Annotated in this window: 15 protein-coding genes; 11 read left to right on the plus strand and 4 right to left on the minus strand. The window is 54.8% G+C overall.

Annotated features, from left to right (window positions below; all coding sequences use genetic code 11):
• Positions 1–153: 153 nt before the first annotated feature.
• The 8 genes from rpsB (at position 154) to rseP (ending at position 7335) form a co-directional block, all read left to right on the plus strand.
• Entirely contained in the window at positions 154–912 is a 759-nt protein-coding gene (gene rpsB, locus ACOCF6_RS03960; RefSeq protein ID WP_482459090.1) for a 30S ribosomal protein S2, read from the plus strand.
• Positions 913–982: 70 nt separating this feature from the next.
• Complete coding sequence (tsf, locus tag ACOCF6_RS03965; RefSeq protein ID WP_482459091.1) at positions 983–1918, plus strand: translation elongation factor Ts; 936 nt, start codon at positions 983–985, stop codon at positions 1916–1918.
• 214 nt (positions 1919–2132) lie between these two features.
• Positions 2133–2852: a UMP kinase gene (pyrH, locus tag ACOCF6_RS03970; RefSeq protein WP_482459092.1), complete on the plus strand. Its 720-nt coding sequence runs from the start codon at positions 2133–2135 to the stop codon at positions 2850–2852.
• Between the two features lie 2 nt (positions 2853–2854).
• Positions 2855–3412, plus strand: a complete 558-nt coding sequence (gene frr / locus ACOCF6_RS03975; protein WP_482459093.1) for a ribosome recycling factor — start codon at positions 2855–2857, stop codon at positions 3410–3412.
• Positions 3412–4152 (plus strand): isoprenyl transferase, encoded by a 741-nt coding sequence (locus ACOCF6_RS03980; protein WP_482459094.1) that lies wholly within the window; start codon positions 3412–3414, stop codon positions 4150–4152. The genes frr and ACOCF6_RS03980 overlap by 1 nt, the downstream gene beginning before the upstream one ends.
• Before the next feature lie 11 nt (positions 4153–4163).
• On the plus strand, positions 4164–4943 hold the full coding sequence (locus ACOCF6_RS03985) for a phosphatidate cytidylyltransferase (protein WP_482459095.1): 780 nt from the start codon (positions 4164–4166) through the stop codon (positions 4941–4943).
• Between the two features lie 84 nt (positions 4944–5027).
• A complete protein-coding gene (gene dxr / locus ACOCF6_RS03990; protein WP_482459096.1) occupies positions 5028–6188 on the plus strand; it encodes a 1-deoxy-D-xylulose-5-phosphate reductoisomerase in 1161 nt (386 codons plus the stop codon).
• Between the two features lies 1 nt (position 6189).
• Positions 6190–7335, plus strand: a complete 1146-nt coding sequence (gene rseP, locus ACOCF6_RS03995) for an RIP metalloprotease RseP (protein WP_482459097.1) — start codon at positions 6190–6192, stop codon at positions 7333–7335.
• Between the two features lie 96 nt (positions 7336–7431).
• On the opposite strand, the gene ACOCF6_RS04000 is transcribed toward rseP, so the two are convergent.
• The 4 genes from ACOCF6_RS04000 to ACOCF6_RS04015 all read right to left on the minus strand — a co-directional run bounded on the left by ACOCF6_RS04000 (position 7432) and on the right by ACOCF6_RS04015 (position 15025).
• A complete protein-coding gene (locus ACOCF6_RS04000; protein WP_482459098.1) occupies positions 7432–9723 on the minus strand; it encodes a serine protein kinase PrkA in 2292 nt (763 codons plus the stop codon).
• Positions 9724–9808: 85 nt separating this feature from the next.
• On the minus strand, positions 9809–11437 hold the full coding sequence (locus tag ACOCF6_RS04005; RefSeq protein WP_482459099.1) for a SpoVR family protein: 1629 nt from the start codon (positions 11435–11437) through the stop codon (positions 9809–9811).
• A 43-nt stretch (positions 11438–11480) separates the two neighbouring features.
• On the minus strand, positions 11481–12866 hold the full coding sequence (locus tag ACOCF6_RS04010; RefSeq protein WP_482459100.1) for a DUF444 family protein: 1386 nt from the start codon (positions 12864–12866) through the stop codon (positions 11481–11483).
• Between the two features lie 104 nt (positions 12867–12970).
• Entirely contained in the window at positions 12971–15025 is a 2055-nt protein-coding gene (locus ACOCF6_RS04015) for a serine protein kinase PrkA (protein WP_482459101.1), read from the minus strand.
• A 217-nt stretch (positions 15026–15242) separates the two neighbouring features.
• Between ACOCF6_RS04015 and tsaB the strand changes: the two genes are divergently transcribed.
• From tsaB to sucD, 3 genes are all read left to right on the plus strand, one after another.
• Positions 15243–15965, plus strand: a complete 723-nt coding sequence (tsaB, locus tag ACOCF6_RS04020) for a tRNA (adenosine(37)-N6)-threonylcarbamoyltransferase complex dimerization subunit type 1 TsaB (RefSeq protein WP_482459102.1) — start codon at positions 15243–15245, stop codon at positions 15963–15965.
• A 312-nt stretch (positions 15966–16277) separates the two neighbouring features.
• Positions 16278–17435: an ADP-forming succinate--CoA ligase subunit beta gene (gene sucC / locus ACOCF6_RS04025; RefSeq protein WP_482459103.1), complete on the plus strand. Its 1158-nt coding sequence runs from the start codon at positions 16278–16280 to the stop codon at positions 17433–17435.
• A 31-nt stretch (positions 17436–17466) separates the two neighbouring features.
• Entirely contained in the window at positions 17467–18396 is a 930-nt protein-coding gene (sucD, locus tag ACOCF6_RS04030) for a succinate--CoA ligase subunit alpha (RefSeq protein ID WP_482459104.1), read from the plus strand.
• The last annotated feature ends 17 nt before the right edge of the window (positions 18397–18413 follow it).

Here is an 18413-nt window from a genome sequence, read left to right on the forward strand (position 1 = left end):
CCGCCTCACGCCCATTTTTACCCTTGCCTTAACCCAGGCCTCTGTGCTATAAGATAACGCTTTTCATTTCACACGCCCCGATTTTAACCAGCGGTGTCCCACAAGGATTGCAGGGATTTACGGGGCGGAGGACAAACCAAAGGAGAAACACGCATGTCAAGTATCAGCATGAAGGAACTGCTGGAAGCCGGAGTTCATTTCGGTCACCAGACCAAACGTTGGAACCCCAAGATGAAACCCTACATTTTCGGGGCACGTAACGGCATCTACATCATCGACCTGCAGAAAACCGTCCGTTACTTCAAATCCGCCTACAGCTTTGTCAAAGAGACGGCACAGTCCGGCAACACCGTACTGTTCGTCGGCACCAAGAAGCAGGCTCAGGATTCGGTGGCCGAAGAAGCCGTACGCTGCGGCATGCACTACGTCAACCAGCGCTGGCTGGGCGGCATGCTGACCAACTTCGCCACTGTCAAGCAGAGCATCGACCGCCTCAAGCGCCTGGATGCCATGTTCGAAGACGGCACGGTCGACGCCTACACCAAAAAAGAATCCCTCCAGTTCGACAAGGAACGCGCCAAACTGCAGAAAATCCTGGGCGGCATCAAGGCCATGCACAAACTTCCCGGCCTGATGTTCGTCATCGACCCTAAAAACGAAGAGATCGCCGTACAGGAAGCCAACAAACTGGGTATCCCGGTTGTAGCGATCGTCGACACCAACTGCGATCCCGATCCGATCGATCACGTCATCCCCGGCAACGATGATGCCATCAGGGCCATCCGTCTGCTCACCTCGAAAATGGCAGATGCCGTTATCGAAGGTAATCAGGCTCGCAACGCTGTTCAGCAGAAAGAATCCGACCTTGCTGAAGAGTATGCCGGCGAAGCCGCAGAAGAAGTAGCAGCGTAACGTATAAAAGAGCCACAGCGAACATAATTCCAAATTTCAAGAATTCCCGCACTCGGGAACGGAGGATAGAATGGCCGTAACAGCCGCACAGATAAATGAATTGAGAAAATCCACCGGCGCCGGCATGCTCGACTGCAAGAAAGCACTTGAAGAAACCGGTGGCGAATTCGAGAAAGCCGTTGACTTTCTCCGCACCAAGGGACTGGCTGCAGCTGCAAAGAAGGCCGGCCGCGCAGCTACTGAAGGCATGGTTGCCGCATTTGTTTCTGAAGATCTCAAACGTGGCGTACTGCTTGAAATCAACAGCGAAACCGACTTCGTGGCCAAGAATGACACGTTCCAGGCCTTTGTCGCCAACATCGGTCAGCACATCCTGGCTGCTTCGCCGGCAGATGTTGCCGCCCTGCTTGAGCAGCCGTTTACCGGTGATGCATCCAAAACCGTACTGGCCTATCTGAACGCATCGATTTCCATCATCGGCGAGAACATCCAGATTCGCCGTTTCGCAACCTTTACTGTTGATGGCGACGGCTGCATCGGTTCCTATATCCATGCCGGCGGCAAAATCGGCGTACTGGTTCAGGTTGCAAGCCCGGCAGTTTCCGCTGCCAACAAGGAGCAGCTGCAAGGCTTCCTGAAAGACATCGCCATGCATTCAGCCGCCGCAGCCCCGGCTTTTGTCAGCCGAGACCAGGTTCCGACCGACGTGCTTGATCGCGAGAAAGAGGTCTACCGCACCAAGGCAAAGGAATCAGGCAAACCGGATGCCATCATCGAAAAAATCATCGATGGCCAGATCAACAAGTACTATGCCGACATCTGCCTGATCGAACAGGCCTTTGTCAAGGATACTGACAAAACTATCCAGCAGGTTGTCAAGGAATGCGGAAACGCCGTTGGCGGCGCTGTCAGCATAACCCGCTTCGAACGCTTCGTCCTCGGCGAGGGGCTGCAGAAGAAGGAATCGGACTTTGCCGCCGAGGTGGCGGCAGCGGCCGGCCTGTAAAATCGGTAAAGCCGGCCAACATGGCCGGCTTTTTTTTTAGTGCGTTAGAAATCATTTCTGAGGTTTTTCAGAAATGATTTCGTGAACGCACTTATCCTGCGAAGCAGGGTTGGTGATAGACATTATTTCCGTAGTTATATTGCAGAAATAATTTCGAGATCATACTTATCCTGCGCAGCAGGCTTAGTACGTTAGACGAGACGGGAGACACGCAATGAGCAGGCCATCATTCACCAGAGTACTGCTGAAACTGTCCGGCGAATCATTGGCAGGGGATCAGGGCTACGGCATCGACCCACAGACCATTAATGCCATCGCCAAAGAAATCCGCGAGGTCGTAGACAGCGGCGTTCAACTGGCACTGGTCATCGGCGGGGGCAATATCTTCCGCGGCCTGGCCGCCTCATCCAAGGGCATGGACCGGGCCAGCGCCGACTACATGGGCATGCTGGCCACCATGATCAACTCTCTGGCCATGCAGGACGCCCTCGAAAAGGCCGGTGTTGCCACACGCGTACAATCAGCCATTGCCATGGCAGAGGTCGCCGAACCCTATATCCGCCGGCGTGCCATGCGGCACCTGGAAAAAGGGCGGGTAGTCATCTTCGGCGCCGGCACCGGCAATCCTTATTTTACAACGGATACCGCCGCTAGCCTGCGCGCCATGGAGATCAACGCTCAAGTGATCCTCAAAGGGACCAAGGTGGATGGCGTATATTCCGCCGATCCCAAAAAAGATCCGGATGCGGTCAAACTCCCCATGCTCACCTATATTGATGTACTCAAGAAAGGGCTGCAGGTCATGGATGCAACCGCCATCTCGCTCTGCATGGACAATAAACTGCCCATTATAGTGTTTGACCTGACGACTGAAGGAAACATCAAAAAGGTTATCGGTGGTGAAGAAATCGGAACTATCGTACAAGGAGAATAACCATGCCAAAGACTGTACTCGATGACATGAAGACAAATATGGAAAAGACCCTGGGCGTCCTCAAGACGGAATTCCAGAAAATCAGAACCGGGCGCGCATCGACCTCGATCCTGGACAGCATCAAGGTCGATTACTACGGCAACGCCTCCGCAATCAGCCAGGTTGCAACTCTGGCGGTGCCCGAACCACGCACCATTACCATTTCGCCCTGGGAACCCAAAATTATCCCGGCCATTGAAAAGGCCATTCTCAATTCAAATATAGGTCTTACGCCTTCCAACGACGGCCGTATAATCCGCCTGAACCTGCCTCCGCTGACCGAGGAACGCCGCAAGGAGATCGTCAAGGATCTGAAGCGCAAGGCGGAAGACGACAAGGTTGCGTTGCGCAATATCCGCCGTGACGCTATCGACAAACTCAAGAAAATGGAGAAGGACAAATCCATCACCGAGGATGAATTGAAGAAATTTGAAAAAGATGTCCAGGATACGACCAAAAGCTTTGAGCTGAAGGTTGATGAGGCCGTGAGCCACAAGGAAAAAGAGGTTATGGAAGTCTGATGGAGCCGCTTGACCCAGCCAAAATACCGGTCCATCTGGCCATCATCATGGACGGCAACGGACGATGGGCACAGCAGCGCATGCTTAAGAGAATCGTTGGTCACCAGCGTGGCGCCGAGACCGTCAAGATGGTCGTTGAGCAGGCATCACTGATCGGGATCAAGTACCTGACCCTGTTCGCCTTCTCGTCGGAGAACTGGTTGCGGCCTGCCATCGAGGTGCGGGCGCTGATGATGCTGCTCAAGAAATACATCCGCCAGGAGACTGCCCGGATGATGCGCAAGAATATCCGCTACAACGTCATCGGCAACCGCAGTGAACTCCCCGATGACGTCAACCAGACCCTGGAGGAGGCCATCCGGGAAACTGCGGGCAACACCGGCATGACCCTGACCCTGGCCCTTTCCTATGGCGGTCGTCAGGAGTTGAGCCTGGCAGCAGCCCGTTTGACCCGTGATGTGTTGGCCGGCAAGCTTTCGGCAGACGACATTACGATGGATGTCTTCGGTACGTATCTGGATACAGGCGGCCTGCCTGATCCCGACTTCCTGATCCGGACCAGCGGCGAGATGCGCATCAGCAATTTCCTGCTCTGGCAGCTCGCCTATACTGAACTGTATTTCACCGAAACCAACTGGCCTGACTTTACCATCAACGAGTTCAGCAAGGCTCTGGCAGACTTCCAGTCCCGTGAGCGCCGCTTCGGCAAGACCAGCGACCAGCTCAACAGAGGGAATTAACCATTACACGATTGATTACCGCCCTCATCCTCCTGCCGGTCGTCATCCTGTCCATCCTCAAGGGTGGTCCGTTTGTTTTTGCCTGCCTGTTGTCCGTTTTTACCTTTCTCGGAATGCACGAGTTTTATCGTATGGCCCTGCCGGGACGTACCCTTGAGGCGTGGCTGGCAGCAGCCTGCGCCGCTGTCGTGATTTTTGTCCCTTTTCTTGGTGGAGATCGGTTGGCGCTGGCCGGTATCACCGGTCTGTTTCTATCCTTTGCGCTATTGTTCCTCTTCCGCATCCGCGATATTTCCGACGCCGCCCGGGACGTGGCCTATGCCTCTCTGGGTTTTCTGTATATCCCGCTGTTGCTGATGCACCTGGTCATGCTGCATCGAACCACCTACGGCTGGCAATGGCTGCTGGTGATCATGCTGATCGTTATGACCAATGACTCCGCCGCCTACTACACCGGCAGCGCCTTCGGAAAACACAAACTCTACCCCCAGGTCAGCCCCAAAAAGAGCGTTGAAGGGGCCTTGGGAGGCGTTTTGGGAAGTATCGGCGGCACCCTGCTGGCCAAGTTCACATTCTTCCCGCAATTATCGCTGACCGATGCACTGCTGACGGCAATTTTCATCGGCATCCTCGGCCAGACCGGCGACCTGTTCGAATCCCTGCTCAAGCGCAGTTTCGGCGTCAAGGATTCTGGCAACAGCATTCCCGGCCATGGTGGCGTCCTGGACCGACTTGACAGCATCATCTTTGCAGCTCCAGCCATGTACTATTACGTAATCTACGTTTTTTAGTACGATAGAAATTATTTCAGTGTTTTGTAGAAATAATATCGTTAACGTACGTATCCTGTATATAAAGGGTAGAGGGATAGCATTATGAAACGTCTTTCCATTCTCGGATCCACCGGCTCCATTGGTGTCAGCACCCTGGAGATAGTCGCGGCCTACCCCGATCGTTTTTGTGTCACTGCCATGACAGCCGGGAAAAATCTGGAATTGTTCGCACGCCAGATCTGCCAGTTCTCACCCCGCATTGCAGCTGTTGCCTCAGTGGAAGATGTCCCCAGGCTCAAGGAGATGTGCAGCGGCCTGAATGTCGAGATCTATGGTGGCGTGGATGGCCTGATTGCTGCCGCCACTGCCGAAGAAACCGAAATGGTTGTTGCGGCCATCGTTGGCGCTGCCGGTCTGGTTCCGACAGCCGCGGCCATTCGGGCTGGCAAGGACATTGCCCTGGCCAACAAAGAGACCCTGGTCACCGCCGGCCACCTTTTCATGGAGATGGTCGCTCACTACGGTGTCAAACTCTATCCGGTTGACAGCGAACACAGTGCCGTATTCCAGTCCATAGAGGGGCACCGCAGCGAGGACATCAGCAAGATCATCCTGACCGCTTCAGGAGGGCCGTTCCTGAACACCCCGGCCGAACAACTGGTGAATGTCACGGTCCGCGATGCTTTGAACCACCCCAACTGGAGCATGGGCAGAAAAATCACCATCGACTCAGCCACCATGATGAACAAGGGGCTGGAGGTGATCGAGGCGCGCTGGCTATTTGATGCAGCGGTGGAAAAGATCGATGTCAACATCCACCCCCAGAGCATCATCCACTCCATGGTTGAGTACGTTGACGGCTGCGTCATCGCCCAACTGGGTACCCCGGACATGAAGGCCCCCATCGCCTACGCCCTCTCCTACCCGGAACGGGTCGCCACCGGTATCAAGCCGCTGGATCTGACGACTTTTTCAGGTTTGACATTCCATAAGCCGGATCTGGTTAAATTCCGCTGCCTGAGCCTGGCATACCAGGCCATCAATGCCGGTGAAAGTATGCCGGCTGTTATGAACGCCGCCAACGAGATCGCTGTTGAAACCTTTCTGACCGGCGGCATCGGCTTCCTGCAGATCGCCGAAGTTATTGAACGTACCATGGCTGCCCACCAGGCCGGTGATTTGAAGTCCATTGAAGAAGTACTGCTGGCTGACAGCTGGGGCCGGCAGAAAGCACGTGAAATCTGCGGAGGTTTACACAACTGATATGATGGTCATCTATGCAATATTCGTCCTGGGAATCCTGATCTTTGTCCATGAATTCGGGCATTTTATTGTTGCCAAGCTGTTCAATGTCAAAGTGGAGAAGTTCTCCCTCGGTTTCGGCCCCAAGCTTTTCGGAAAACAGATCGGAGAAACGGAATACCTCCTTTCGGCATTTCCGTTGGGCGGCTACGTCAAGATGTTCGGCGAAGGCGGAGTCATCGAAGGCGCGGCGCCGCAGACATCGGATGATACCGAGAAGGCCTATGATCAGGAATCCGGAGAACCTCTTGATGACGTACGGGAGCTGACCGAAGAGGAAAAAGCCCGTTCCTTTGCCCATAAACCGCCCCTGGCCCGCATCGCCATCGTCATGGCCGGCCCGGTTTTCAATCTGGTCTTTGCCTGGTTGATCTTTATCGTCATCTGCATGATCGGCGTGCCAACGGTTACTGCCAGGATCGGAGAGGCGCTCAAAGACAAACCGGCAGCAAAGGCCGGTATCCTCAAGGGCGATCTGGTCACAGCCATCAACGACATAAAGGTTTCTCAGTGGGATGATATCGCCGGGATGATCGGTGCCAGCAAGGGCCAACCGATAAACCTCATGGTGAAACGTGACTCACAGAATCTAAAATTCACCATAACCCCGGAACCGCGAGTCTCGAAAAACCTTTTCGGTGAGAGCATCAATGGATATGCCATAGGTATTGCTGCTGCCGGAGAGGTCGTGACCGAATATTCCAACCCGTTTCAGGCCGTTGTCAAAGGAACGGCTCAGACCTGGAAGGTTATTGACCTGACGATCATGTCACTGGTCAAGATGGTCCAGCGCGTTGTACCGATGGACAGCGTCGGCGGACCGATCATGATCGCCAAGATGGCGGGTGAAACAGCCCAGATGGGTGGTGCAAGCTTTCTGGCATTCATGGCGCTGCTGTCAATCAACCTGGGCGTTCTCAACCTGCTGCCGGTACCGGTGCTGGATGGCGGGCACCTCTTCTTCTTCTTCTGCGAACTGATCTTCCGCCGCCCGGTCAACCAGAAGGTCAGGGAATATGCCCAGCAGATTGGCCTGTTCCTGCTGTTGAGCCTGATGGTGCTGGCGTTCTACAACGATATCGTCAGGTATTTTGTGGGTAAGGTTTAGCTGAAATCACATAGTACCACAACCACGGTTCTTCCCTGAATATGGAAAGGGCGGCTATCATGCCGCCCTTTTATCGTTTCAGTTTGTCTGACAGAGTTATGACGGGAACCTGCGGGCCAGATCGTTGTCGATCACGTAGACACAAACCTCCTTGGCGCTCTGCTTGGTGTAGTGATACTTGGCAGCGCAAAGATTGTTGATCAGAAACGATACATCATCACGGATGCGCTTGTCGTACGTCTTGAAGGCCTCGGTATCGTAATCCTTGATTGCGCGACGGAAGTTGGCGTTATCAAGAAACGGTTCCAGCACCTTGCCCTTCAGATTGTGGACATAGCGTTCATGGAGCGATTGGTAGAGACCCGTTTCAGCGGGGTCTTTCCCTTCCGCCAGGATCTCCTGGGTCAATGTCCGGGAGGCATACTCCTTCTGGGTTTCCCGGCGGAAGTTGTCGCGTTCGCCCGTAGCTATTGACGTTCCGAGCAGCCTCCCCTCAATGGCATACAGGAAATCCTCGCTGATCTCGAGCTTCTCATTGGTAAAGCGACAGACAACTACCGATCCCTTCTCAAAATTGACCGCAAACATGTAGTTGAGCAGGTCCCGGGCAATCTGCTCCTCGTTGTAGTTGTACAAGGACTCCTTAACCTCCTGCAGTACGGAATAGTTGTAGTTTCTCAGCAACGAATCCAGAAATCCTTCCGGCAACATCTCCTTGAGATCCGTTCGCCACTTGTTGAAGTAAGTGTTCAGGCTGGACATGGAGATCAGTTTGTCCTTGCGGGCATAGGCCGCGTAGAACTCGCTGAAAATCCTGATGGAATCACGGCCGGAAAAGCCGGTATCCCCTTCCTTCTCCGATTCATCGATGATCTGTCGCCGCCGTTTGGCGGTCAGACGCTTGCGATCCTCGTCCGTGAGCCAGGCCGGAATATAACCGGTATAAAGCTCCATCTTGAGAAGCTGCAGGTTTTCATCGCAATACTGTCCGTATTTTTCCGGTTCTCCGATCCAGTCCAGCAGCGCATCCGACCTGATTTTCATCCGGGTGGAGATGATCGTTCGGGCAAAATTGTGCAGCACACGGGGGATAAAGCTCTCGTCAATATGCTTGCCGAAGATGTTGCGGTAGATTTCCACCTCGGTGTTCAGGTCCATGACATAGGGGATATTGATGAACTCGATCCGGTCGGTAAAGGACTGAAAACCCTCGATAGTTTTCTCATCCTCCGGGTTCATCAGGGCGAAGAAGAGCGACCTGACGTTTTCCTCCAGATCCTCCACCTTGTGGATCCCCTCGCTGATGATATTGTGCAGTTCCAGCAACCGCCCGGCGTTGTGGGATTTTACGTCCATCAGGGCGTAGATGCCGTTGTTGGTCTTGGCAAAGCTTGAATACAGGTATTTTACCGCATTGCTGTCACCCAGCAGGATATCGATTTTGCGCTGCAACTGTTCGTTGGTCATGATGTTCTGTTTCATCGGCTTATCGCCCGGATTGAAGACGGTGATGCCTTCTCCCAATCGCCGGTTGAAACGGTAGGGGCGGGCATGGATCATGCGATAGATATCCAGGGAGGTGGGAAGCCGATGAATCAGGGCATCGAAAATGGAGCTGCAGACCGTGCAAGGGGACTCGCGGAAGACCCATTCATACTCCTTGTCGGTAAAAAGCTTCCACTTGAACTCGTCATTCTTGAAGAGGACGTCGAAAAAAGTGCGCCGGTCACGCTTGGGGATCAAGAGGAGCGGGTTGTCATGGGATGGACAGGTTATCTCCACGAAATCACCGCTTCGGTTCAGGCTGTTTTTCATCTCGGACAGTTCGGCCTGTCCCAGTTCATATTCATCAAGCAGGTTCGTGAGACGGTCGACAAATGACGACAGCTGGGATTCGTTGATCTGCGCCAAAATCCGGCGATCGAGCCTCCAGACCACCTCGTAGCGGGTGCCCGCATCGCTGTTGGCATACTCCTCGAACTTGAGCAGCAGGTTGTTGAGAAAGGTGCTCTTGCCCGAACCGGGGGGGCCCTCAAAGATATAGATCTTGTTCTGCCGGGCGCTCCCCTTCATGGCGTCCACATGGTTGATAAGACGATTGGCAAAGAGTCGATCGGCAAAAAATGGGCGGTCCGTATCATTGACAAAGAGATTGCGGGTATCGTAATTGACATAATTTATCGATTCCGGGTCATCGGGGTACTCTTCGACCCCCTCTCCCACGTAGCTGCGGATCATATCGTGAAAGGTCTGAAATACATTGCGCACAACCGACGCCGGACGCAGTGCCAGGACATTCAGGAAATCTTCAAACGAGATGATCTGGCTATGCTCCCGTTCGCTGATTTTGCGGTTGAGATGGTATATGGCACTATCGACATTCGACATATGTCACCTTACCCTGATGATCAGGATAGTTTATTGGCCAGATCTATATTCTGTCAGGACCCCGCAGAACCTAACCTGTAACTGACTACAGCGTCTTTTTGGAAAGCACCTTCTCGTTCATTGAATACAACACCCGCTTCCAGGTGATTTCCTCGTCGCCGGGCTCTTCCTGCCGCGCAGGTGCTGACGCGGCGGACACCACCTGTGCCTCGCTCGTTTCCAGATGTACCGGACCACCCCACAGGTACTCGATGCCCATCAGCGTATTGGCAACGTATTCCAGTACCAGCTGCTTCTCCTCGAACTTGTGCATCAGGTAAAGCGAGCCTTCAACCCCCCTGGTCTCATCAACGGTGATAACGGGTGGATGGTAGAGGGAATTCAGCATCATCTGCTGATAATCCGAGACCTTGCGGCTCTTGACATAGTACTGCCAGACCATGCGTTGCCGGTCAAGCCGTTTACCGGCGACAAAAAGCTTGTGCCGGTCAAGGAAATCCTGATCCAGATGGTTTTTCAGGAACAGGTAATCACTCATATTTTCCCGGACCTGGAAGATGAAGTCACGGCCCGTTGCAGCACCGGTATCGAACTGTTTGCGCCTGTCGGTATCCAGCAGCCGCTGGAACGCGAAGGAGTGCCGACCTTTGTCGGCCTGTTCCTCAATATGGCTGAAAAGCCGCATCCCCAGAGCATACGGGTTCATACCGACCCGTGGCATGGAGGTGACACCGGCGTGGACCCGGGCAAAATCCACCTCATGTCCCTTGATGCGGTCATCCTGCAAAAACAGGCGCTCGTGCCAGTAGCTGGCCCACCCCTCGTTCATGATTTTAGTCCGGATCTGCGGCTGAAAGAACAGGGAGGTCTCGCGGACGATCTCCAGGATAGAACGCATCCACACATTCTCATCCCTGGCCAGGAATTCGGAATTATCCAGGATATAGCGGAGCAGATCGCGCTTTTGGGTCGGGTGCGTCTCTCCCGAGCGGGCGAAATGCGCTTCCAGTTCCGGATAGCGCCGCTCAGCCTCATTGAAAAAGGACTTCTCACCCTGTTCACCAAACGCTTTCAAACAATCGTTGTAGCGCCCCACCTCCTTGATGTATTCGCTGACCGAAATCTTTTTCTCCGACTGCAGAAACGTATCGAAATAGTAATCGAGCCGGGAGGAGCACTCAGCTTCAGGGGGGGTGAAGAGATCCGCCAGATCACCATGGAAGTCGACCAGGTTATCGATACCCCGGGCAAATTCAATCACGTAATCCACCCAGCGTCCCTTCTCGGCGCGTAATTTTGCGATTACCCGCTTATCAGAAAGGGCCTGTCCGGTGAAATCATAGTCCCAGGTACGGCGGAAATAGAGGTTGTTCTGGAAAAAATCGATGTGGGCCAGGACGTGATAAAAAATCATCACATTCAGCCAATCCGGATTGTTATCGTTGTAAAAAGAGATCGGCGGCCGCGTGTTGATGACCGTTTCGTAGGGGTTGTGCGGATAGAGTTCGTACTTGCCTTTTTCCCGCAGCACCTCCACATCATGGACCCAGTAGTCATAGAGAGTCGGGATCATTACCTTGGGGGACAGTTCCAGCAGATCACGGTTGGTGACGACGTACTCCAGGCTCTCGTCGGTAAAGGAAAGTCCGGCTGCCCGGGCCCGCTCCTTGCAGCCTTCCATGATGCCTTTTGTATGTTGATTGATCAATTCCATCTGTTGCCTCTTCCCTCCCCTTGAAGGGGGTGGGACCCTGGTGTCACGAGATCAGTTTCTTGATCCCCTCGATCAGCCGCGCTTCATCCGCATCCTCTGCCATAATGTCCATCCTGATCAGATCCGCTTTATCCTTCAATAAACCGGATCCCCTCAGGTAGCGGGCGACCTCGGTCCCGCCGGACTCACCCTGTCCGTGTTCGGCAATCGTAACCCCTACCCGGCTGGCGTATTTCAGAATCTTTTCCAGCTCCGGTATGGATTTCTCGCCACCGGTATCCCAGTCATCGCCGTCGGTGCCGTGAAACACATAGATGCTGTAGTCCCGTGCCAGGTTTTCCTTCTCAACGATCTCGTTGACGAGACGATAGGCACTGGAAACCTGCGTCCCTCCCGCAACCCGTGAGTTGTAGTAGGTGTAGAAATCCGGCACCTCCTTGGCTTCAGTGTCATGCAGGATGAAGCGGGTCTCTGCCTGACCGCCATACTGGTAGAGCAGCCAGCTGTAGATGAGCACATGCTGGGAAACGATCAGGTCGGTAACCTTGCCGGCCATGGAACCGGAATAGTCTCGCAGGAAAAAAAGCATGGCCTGCGGCTCATAATCCTTTTCCCGTGAGAGCACACGGTAAACCTTGTCACGCGGAGCTATCAGGAAGCGGGACGGATCTATATCCGCCACATCGGGAAGGTTCCCCAGGGCGATGTTCGTTTCCACGATCTTGCGCAGGGTCGCCTTTTTGTCCAGCACCTGGCCGAAACCACGGTTCTTGTCGGTCAGATCGTAGGTGTAGCGGGTGAATGAGCGCTTCTTGCCCTTGTCTTTCAGGTTCGGCAGCTGAAATTTTTCTGCCAGGGTCTTGCCCAGGTCATAGGCAGAGGATTCCAGTTCATGATTCTCCCCGCCTCCTTCGCCCGGTCCGCTGCCCGGCTCGCCGCCCTCTTCACGGACCGGCTGTTCACCGATGACCTCTCCCTCTTCCTCATCACCCGTACCACCCGAGGTGCCGCCTTCACCCGGCGGGCGTACCGTCGGATCGTGAAACAGCTTTTCCTCCACCGTGGTCGGCACAACTACAACCTTACCCGCACGACCGCGCCCCGGCTTCACCAGTTTACCCACCTGGATCTTGCGCGGAAAGCCGTCCTCTTCCCGCCGCCGGTCGCGCTCCAGCAGCTCGTCCAGGGATTTTGCCAGACCGGCGGAGTTGAACTGCGGCATAACCGCCTGCCTGAGCACGAGCAGATCACCACCCGCATAGATGCTGCGGCCAAAACGGGCCAGCTCTCCTTTCAGCGGCAGATCATCCGGCGGCAACGCGTGATCATCCGACGCGGTTGCCAGTTCGGCCCGCAAGCGGGCCTCCCGCTCGGGGGGCAGGCCGCGCGCCGTCAGTTCTTCCAGGTATGTCAGCAGGTCGTTTCGCATAAAACCCTTAAAGGCTTTTGCCACAGAGGACACAGAGAAAAATCTATAACCATTATAAAAACCGTTTCTTGGGATACCTCTGTGTACTCTGTGGCTAACAGATTTTAATTTTCATCTTCCTGCGTGCAGAAATACTCAATCGTCTTCTGCGCACAGGTCCGGCAGTAGCCCAGCTTGTTCAGCATAGTCGTGATCATCCGGTCGTACAATTTCTGGTTTTCCTCGTTGGTGCGGTTGGCCAGGGCGCCGATCAGGCTGCCGGCACCGGCAATATCCGACTTGAGGCGCACATCGGTGATCGCCTTGACCAGCTCCAGATTGTCCATGAAGTCATAGTTGGGGTCCATGGAGATCTTCTGGCCGTAAATCTTGCGAATGGAGGTGCGGAACGAATCCCGCTGTTCCTCTGTTTTCAGACCGATCCGCTCCTCCACGCTCTTGACATAGCGCTCGTCAATCTTCAGTGCGCGCAGTTCCCCGTTCTGGGGATCCTTGTATTTCCACATCCGGTCCGGCCCCAGGTTTTCAGCATCGATGCCGATGATCATGTTGACGTAGTTCATCACATCCTTGCGGATGGCATAAGGTTCATCCATATAGGCATTGAACATCTCGGTCATGATCCGCTCGCGGTAGAGCCCCTTGGCGATCTTAAGATCCTCCAGGTACTTGGCCCGGTCATTAGTGTCAACCACGTAGTCGAGCACAACGCGCTCCAAGGTCTTGAAGACATCGAAGGCGAACATGCAGCGCCCTTCATTGGTCTCGGAATTCTCCACCTGCAGCTGGATGGAGCGACCGAGACTGCGATGGCCCAAGCCCTTCTGTCCGAAGCGTTTGGTAATATCCGGATCCTGTCCCAAGGTGTCGATCACCTCGGCCAGCGCCTTGATGCTCTTTTCGCCCGCAACCTCGCCGGCGGCCAGTTTCATGGTCTCGATGGAGGTAAGTTTCTCAGAACGGGGTAGCCTGGTCAGGACAACCCCCACGGATGCCGCATAGTTCAGGTTGGGGTCCTGATGCAGCGCTTCGTTGGTCAGGGTGGTTTTGGATTCACTGCCGATGGCATAGGCGGTAAGCCCCTCCTGGAGCCGGTAATTGGTGTTGTGGGAGACATAGCAGATCCGGCAGCGGTCAACAATCGGCGCCTCCTCCTTTTCGGACAGAAAGCGGTTGAATTCGGAGTTGTTGCTGGTGGCGATGATCAGGGAGTCGATCGGCCATTTGTAGCCGTCGATCTCGATGGCCCGGTTCTGAATAACACCCAGATAGACCTGCACCAGATCCTTCTTGTTCTTGAAGATCTCGTCGGAGAAATGTATACCCCCGCCGGCGACCCGGGCCAGGGCGCCGCGGCGCAGATCGAAACGGTAGGGGTTGTTGGTATCGGAGATATGCAGCAGGCGCTGGATTGATTCCTCGCCCAGCAGGTCGACCGAAGACGAGGTGATCTTGTCCTTGGCCGGATATTTGCCGGTCACGGTGCCCAGGCTTTCACTCATTGGTACCGGAACAACCTCAATGAAGTCGAGCATCCGCTCCAGATCCCCGTCACAGAACTCGCGAATATCGTTCCAGATATAGCCGCTGCAGGCACCCAGGGGACGGTAGTTCTCGTAGAGTTCAGCTATGGCGGCGTCCGCCAGCCCCCCCTGTTCCGCCAGGAAACGGCGGTTTTCCTCTGGGGTGTCGTTCAGGTTCATGGCCAGGATCAGCGGGTCTTCATAGGTTTGGGAATCAATGATATTGATCTTGCCGTAGTGTCCCAGTTGGGCGAGACCGTTAAAGCGGAAGGTATAGCGGCGGTTTTTGGGTTCCGTCAGAAAGGCCCGGTACTGGGTACAGAGTAACTCGACAAAAAAGGTCTTGCCGTTACCCGGCTCACCGACCAGTACAAAGGCCATCTCCTTGCTGGAGCCACCTTCGGCGGCATCCTTTACATAGGAGACGAAGCTGTTGATCTCGTCGTACATGCCGATGGCATGCTTCCGGCTACTGCGGAACACATTGAAATCATAGGTAGTACGCCCATTCACGACAACTTTTTCAAAACCCGATCCGAGAATCATCCTGGCTACAGACTGAAAGGCATTCTCGAAGACCCTTTCACCTTCTTTTACCGCAACAAGATGCTGAACCAACTTCTCATGGGCAGCCATAGCACTCCTCCGTCCGGACATGAATAAACATACTGTATACTTACTTATAATTATTACCTATCAACGGATTTTAGCAAGCCAGATCACGAATAAAAGGAAAATAATACCGGTAATAAGGGCTGTTTTACCTGTGGATGGTGTAAAAAAACCGTGAATGCCTACCAGTGGCATTTTCATGCTGTTGACGCACCGGCATTTTGATGTATAGTGCCTTCCCATGAACATCCTTGTCTTGGACACATCCACCTCGCTGGCCAGCGTGGCCATCACTTCAACAGAGACTGTCATTGCCGAATCGACCTTTACCTGCAACCGGTCTCTATCAGCCCGTCTGGTTCCTGAGATCGAACACCTGCTCGTGTTGGCCGGCCTTGCCATCAGCGATATCGATCTGTTTGCCGCCTCCACCGGTCCCGGGTCCTTTACCGGAGTGCGCTGCGGTGTCGCCACGCTCCAGGGCCTGGCCCTGGCGACAGGCAGACCCTGTGCCGGGTTTTCCTCCCTGGCCATGCTGGCCATGAATTGCGCCCTGGCGACCCACCCGGTCTGCGCCCTGCTGGACGCCCGCAAGAACGAGGTCTACGCGGGACTTTACGATTGTTCCCGTCCCACCCCCTCCTGTCTGATTCCGGACTGCGTTATGCCGATGGAGCAGTTCCTCAATCTGATGTCTGAAACCACCGACAGTCCGGTCATTTTCGCCGGCGAAGGGGCACAGCGCTACCACGAGACCATTCTGGCCCACAGGGGAGTACTGGCCCTGATGGCACCGTTCTCCCACCATACGGGACGTGCCGCACATGGCGCCATGCTGGCTCTGGAAACCTTTCGCAGCGGTAACACGACCGATCCCGCCCACCTTCTTCCAGACTATATCCGTGCATCCGAAGCCGAAATTGCACGCCTCGCCAGAACGGATTCAGTCAAACACAATCAATAATTTCCAAAAAACAGTTGTCCACGAAACACACTAAAAACACGAACTAAAATAGCCCACTAACTCAATTTAATTGCAGTTGTTATTGGTGAATCACTGCTTTTACGGTATTGCAGTAATTTCCGCGATGTTTCGTGTCGTTCGTGGACTCAAATGTTGTTGTTTAGTTAATTATTACTACATCGCCTTGTATCCCCGCCTTTATTTGCTATAATTTCCAAAATCGTGCCCTGCTACGCAGGATAAGTGCGTTAACGAAATTATTTCTGCAAGATGCCGCAGAAACAATTTCTAACTTACTAAACGGAGCGTACCATGAACATTCATGAGTATCAGGCCAAGGAGATTCTCAGCAGTTACGGTATCCCGATCCCCCGCGGACGTGTGGCGCTGACCTCTGACCAAGTCGAGCGCGCTGCCAAGATGATGGGAGGGCGCTGCGTGGTTAAAGCCCAGATCTATGCCGGGGGACGCGGCAAGGCGGGGGGCGTCAAGCTGGTGCATTACCCGGAACAGGCCCAGGAGTACGGCAAGGAGCTCTTCGGCCGTACCCTGGTCACCAACCAGACCGGCCCTGAAGGGCTGAGAGTCCGCCGCATCCTGGTGGAAGAGGCGGTCGAGATCTCCCGCGAGTTCTATCTGTCCATTACCCTGGACCGTGAAAGCTCCCGCTATATCCTGATCGCCTCGGCGGAAGGGGGTATGGATATCGAGGAGGTCGCGCAAAAGAGTCCCGAAAAGATCCACACCCTGCTCATCGACCCTTTGGGCGGCCTTCGCCCCTATCAGGCCCGCAAGATCGCTCTGGAACTCGGCCTTACCGGTACGGTCTGCGAGGACTGCGTCGAACTGATCATGAACCTGTACCGTGTCTGTCAGGAGAAGGACTGCGCCCTGGTGGAGATCAACCCGCTGGTGGTGACCAAGGCCGGATGGTTGATGGCCATGGACGCCAAGATCACCTTTGACGACAACGCGGTCTACCGCCACCGTGAATACCCTGACATGATGGACTATTCCCAGCTCGATCCGCTGGAGATAAACGCCGGTAAATATGATCTGGCTTACATCAAGCTGACCGGCTCCATCGGCTGCCTGGTCAATGGTGCCGGCCTGGCCATGGCCACCCTGGATGTGCTCAAGGAGTGCGGCGGCGAGCCGGCCAACTTCCTGGACGTGGGAGGAGGGGCCACCCGTGAGAAGGTGGCCGAGGCCTTCAGGATCATCCTGCAGGACCATGACGTCAAAGGGATCTTTGTCAACATCTTCGGCGGCATCATGCGCTGCGATGTGATTGCCCTCGGCATTATCGAGGCGGCCAGCGAGGTCCACTGCACCCTGCCGATTGTCGTCCGGATGGACGGAAGCAAGGTAGAAGAGGGTAAAAAGCTCCTGCGAGAATCGCGGCTCAATGTCCAGGTCGGCGACAACCTGGGTGATGCGGCGGCACGGATTGTAAAAATGCTGGGCTAGTCCCCGACAGATCAACCAACGGAGAGAACTCATGTCCATATTACTCAATAAAGATTCGAGGATTCTTGTTCAGGGCATCACCGGCCGCAGCGGCCTTTTTCATACCCAGCAGTGCCGCGAGTACGGCGCCAACATCGTAGCCGGCGTTACTCCGGGCAAGGGGGGCATTCATATCGAAGGCATCCCGGTCTTCAACACGGTCGCAGAGGCGGTCAAATACACCAATGCCAATGTCTCCATGATCTTTGTCCCCCCCCCTTATGCTGCAGACGCAATCCTGGAGGCCGCCGACGCCGGCATTGCGCTGGCGGTCTGCATCACCGAAGGGATCCCGGTCCGCGACATGGTACCGGTCAAGGCGATCCTGAAGAATAGCAAGACGAGGCTTGTCGGACCCAACTGCCCGGGTGTCATTACCCCTGGCGAATGCAAGGTCGGCATCATGCCGGGGCATATCCACAAAAAAGGGAGGATCGGTGTCGTCTCCCGCTCCGGCACCCTGACCTACGAAGCGGTCAAGCAGTTGACCGACATGGGGCTGGGGCAGTCCACCTGTGTCGGCATCGGTGGCGACCCGATCATCGGGATGAACTTCATTGACGTCCTGAATCTTTTCAACCAGGATCCGGACACCGAAGGTGTCTTCATGATCGGCGAGATCGGTGGCGGTGCCGAAGAAGCCGCAGCAGAGTGGATCAAGAAGAACATGCGTAAACCGGTTGCGGCCTTTATCGCCGGTGTCACCGCCCCTCCCGGCAAACGCATGGGACATGCCGGCGCCATCATCACCGGCGGCAAGGGCAAAGCCGAGGACAAGATCCGCACCCTGCAGGAATGCGGCGTGGTTGTCTCCACCAGCCCTACAAGAATGGGTGAAGCCATGCTGGAGGCCTTGAAGGCGGCCGGGAAAGCTGTTCCAAAGGGTGCGGTTAAACCAGCAGCCAAAAAGACCAGTAAATAGTTTCGCCACCAACATCC

This window comes from Geobacter psychrophilus (genome assembly GCF_056821595.1).

What these genes read in the sequence shown, in the direction of transcription:
- rpsB (WP_482459090.1), top strand. Translation starts at nt 154, where the DNA reads ATGTCAAGTATCAGCATGAAGGAACTGCTGGAAGCCGGAGTTCATTTC.
- tsf (WP_482459091.1), top strand. Translation starts at nt 983, where the DNA reads ATGGCCGTAACAGCCGCACAGATAAATGAATTGAGAAAATCCACCGGC.
- pyrH (WP_482459092.1), top strand. Translation starts at nt 2,133, where the DNA reads ATGAGCAGGCCATCATTCACCAGAGTACTGCTGAAACTGTCCGGCGAA.
- frr (WP_482459093.1), top strand. Translation starts at nt 2,855, where the DNA reads ATGCCAAAGACTGTACTCGATGACATGAAGACAAATATGGAAAAGACC.
- ACOCF6_RS03980 (WP_482459094.1), top strand. Translation starts at nt 3,412, where the DNA reads ATGGAGCCGCTTGACCCAGCCAAAATACCGGTCCATCTGGCCATCATC.
- dxr (WP_482459096.1), top strand. Translation starts at nt 5,028, where the DNA reads ATGAAACGTCTTTCCATTCTCGGATCCACCGGCTCCATTGGTGTCAGC.
- rseP (WP_482459097.1), top strand. Translation starts at nt 6,190, where the DNA reads ATGATGGTCATCTATGCAATATTCGTCCTGGGAATCCTGATCTTTGTC.
- ACOCF6_RS04000 (WP_482459098.1), bottom strand. Translation starts at nt 9,723, where the DNA reads ATGTCGAATGTCGATAGTGCCATATACCATCTCAACCGCAAAATCAGC.
- ACOCF6_RS04005 (WP_482459099.1), bottom strand. Translation starts at nt 11,437, where the DNA reads ATGGAATTGATCAATCAACATACAAAAGGCATCATGGAAGGCTGCAAG.
- ACOCF6_RS04010 (WP_482459100.1), bottom strand. Translation starts at nt 12,866, where the DNA reads ATGCGAAACGACCTGCTGACATACCTGGAAGAACTGACGGCGCGCGGC.
- ACOCF6_RS04015 (WP_482459101.1), bottom strand. Translation starts at nt 15,025, where the DNA reads ATGGCTGCCCATGAGAAGTTGGTTCAGCATCTTGTTGCGGTAAAAGAA.
- tsaB (WP_482459102.1), top strand. Translation starts at nt 15,243, where the DNA reads ATGAACATCCTTGTCTTGGACACATCCACCTCGCTGGCCAGCGTGGCC.
- sucC (WP_482459103.1), top strand. Translation starts at nt 16,278, where the DNA reads ATGAACATTCATGAGTATCAGGCCAAGGAGATTCTCAGCAGTTACGGT.
- sucD (WP_482459104.1), top strand. Translation starts at nt 17,467, where the DNA reads ATGTCCATATTACTCAATAAAGATTCGAGGATTCTTGTTCAGGGCATC.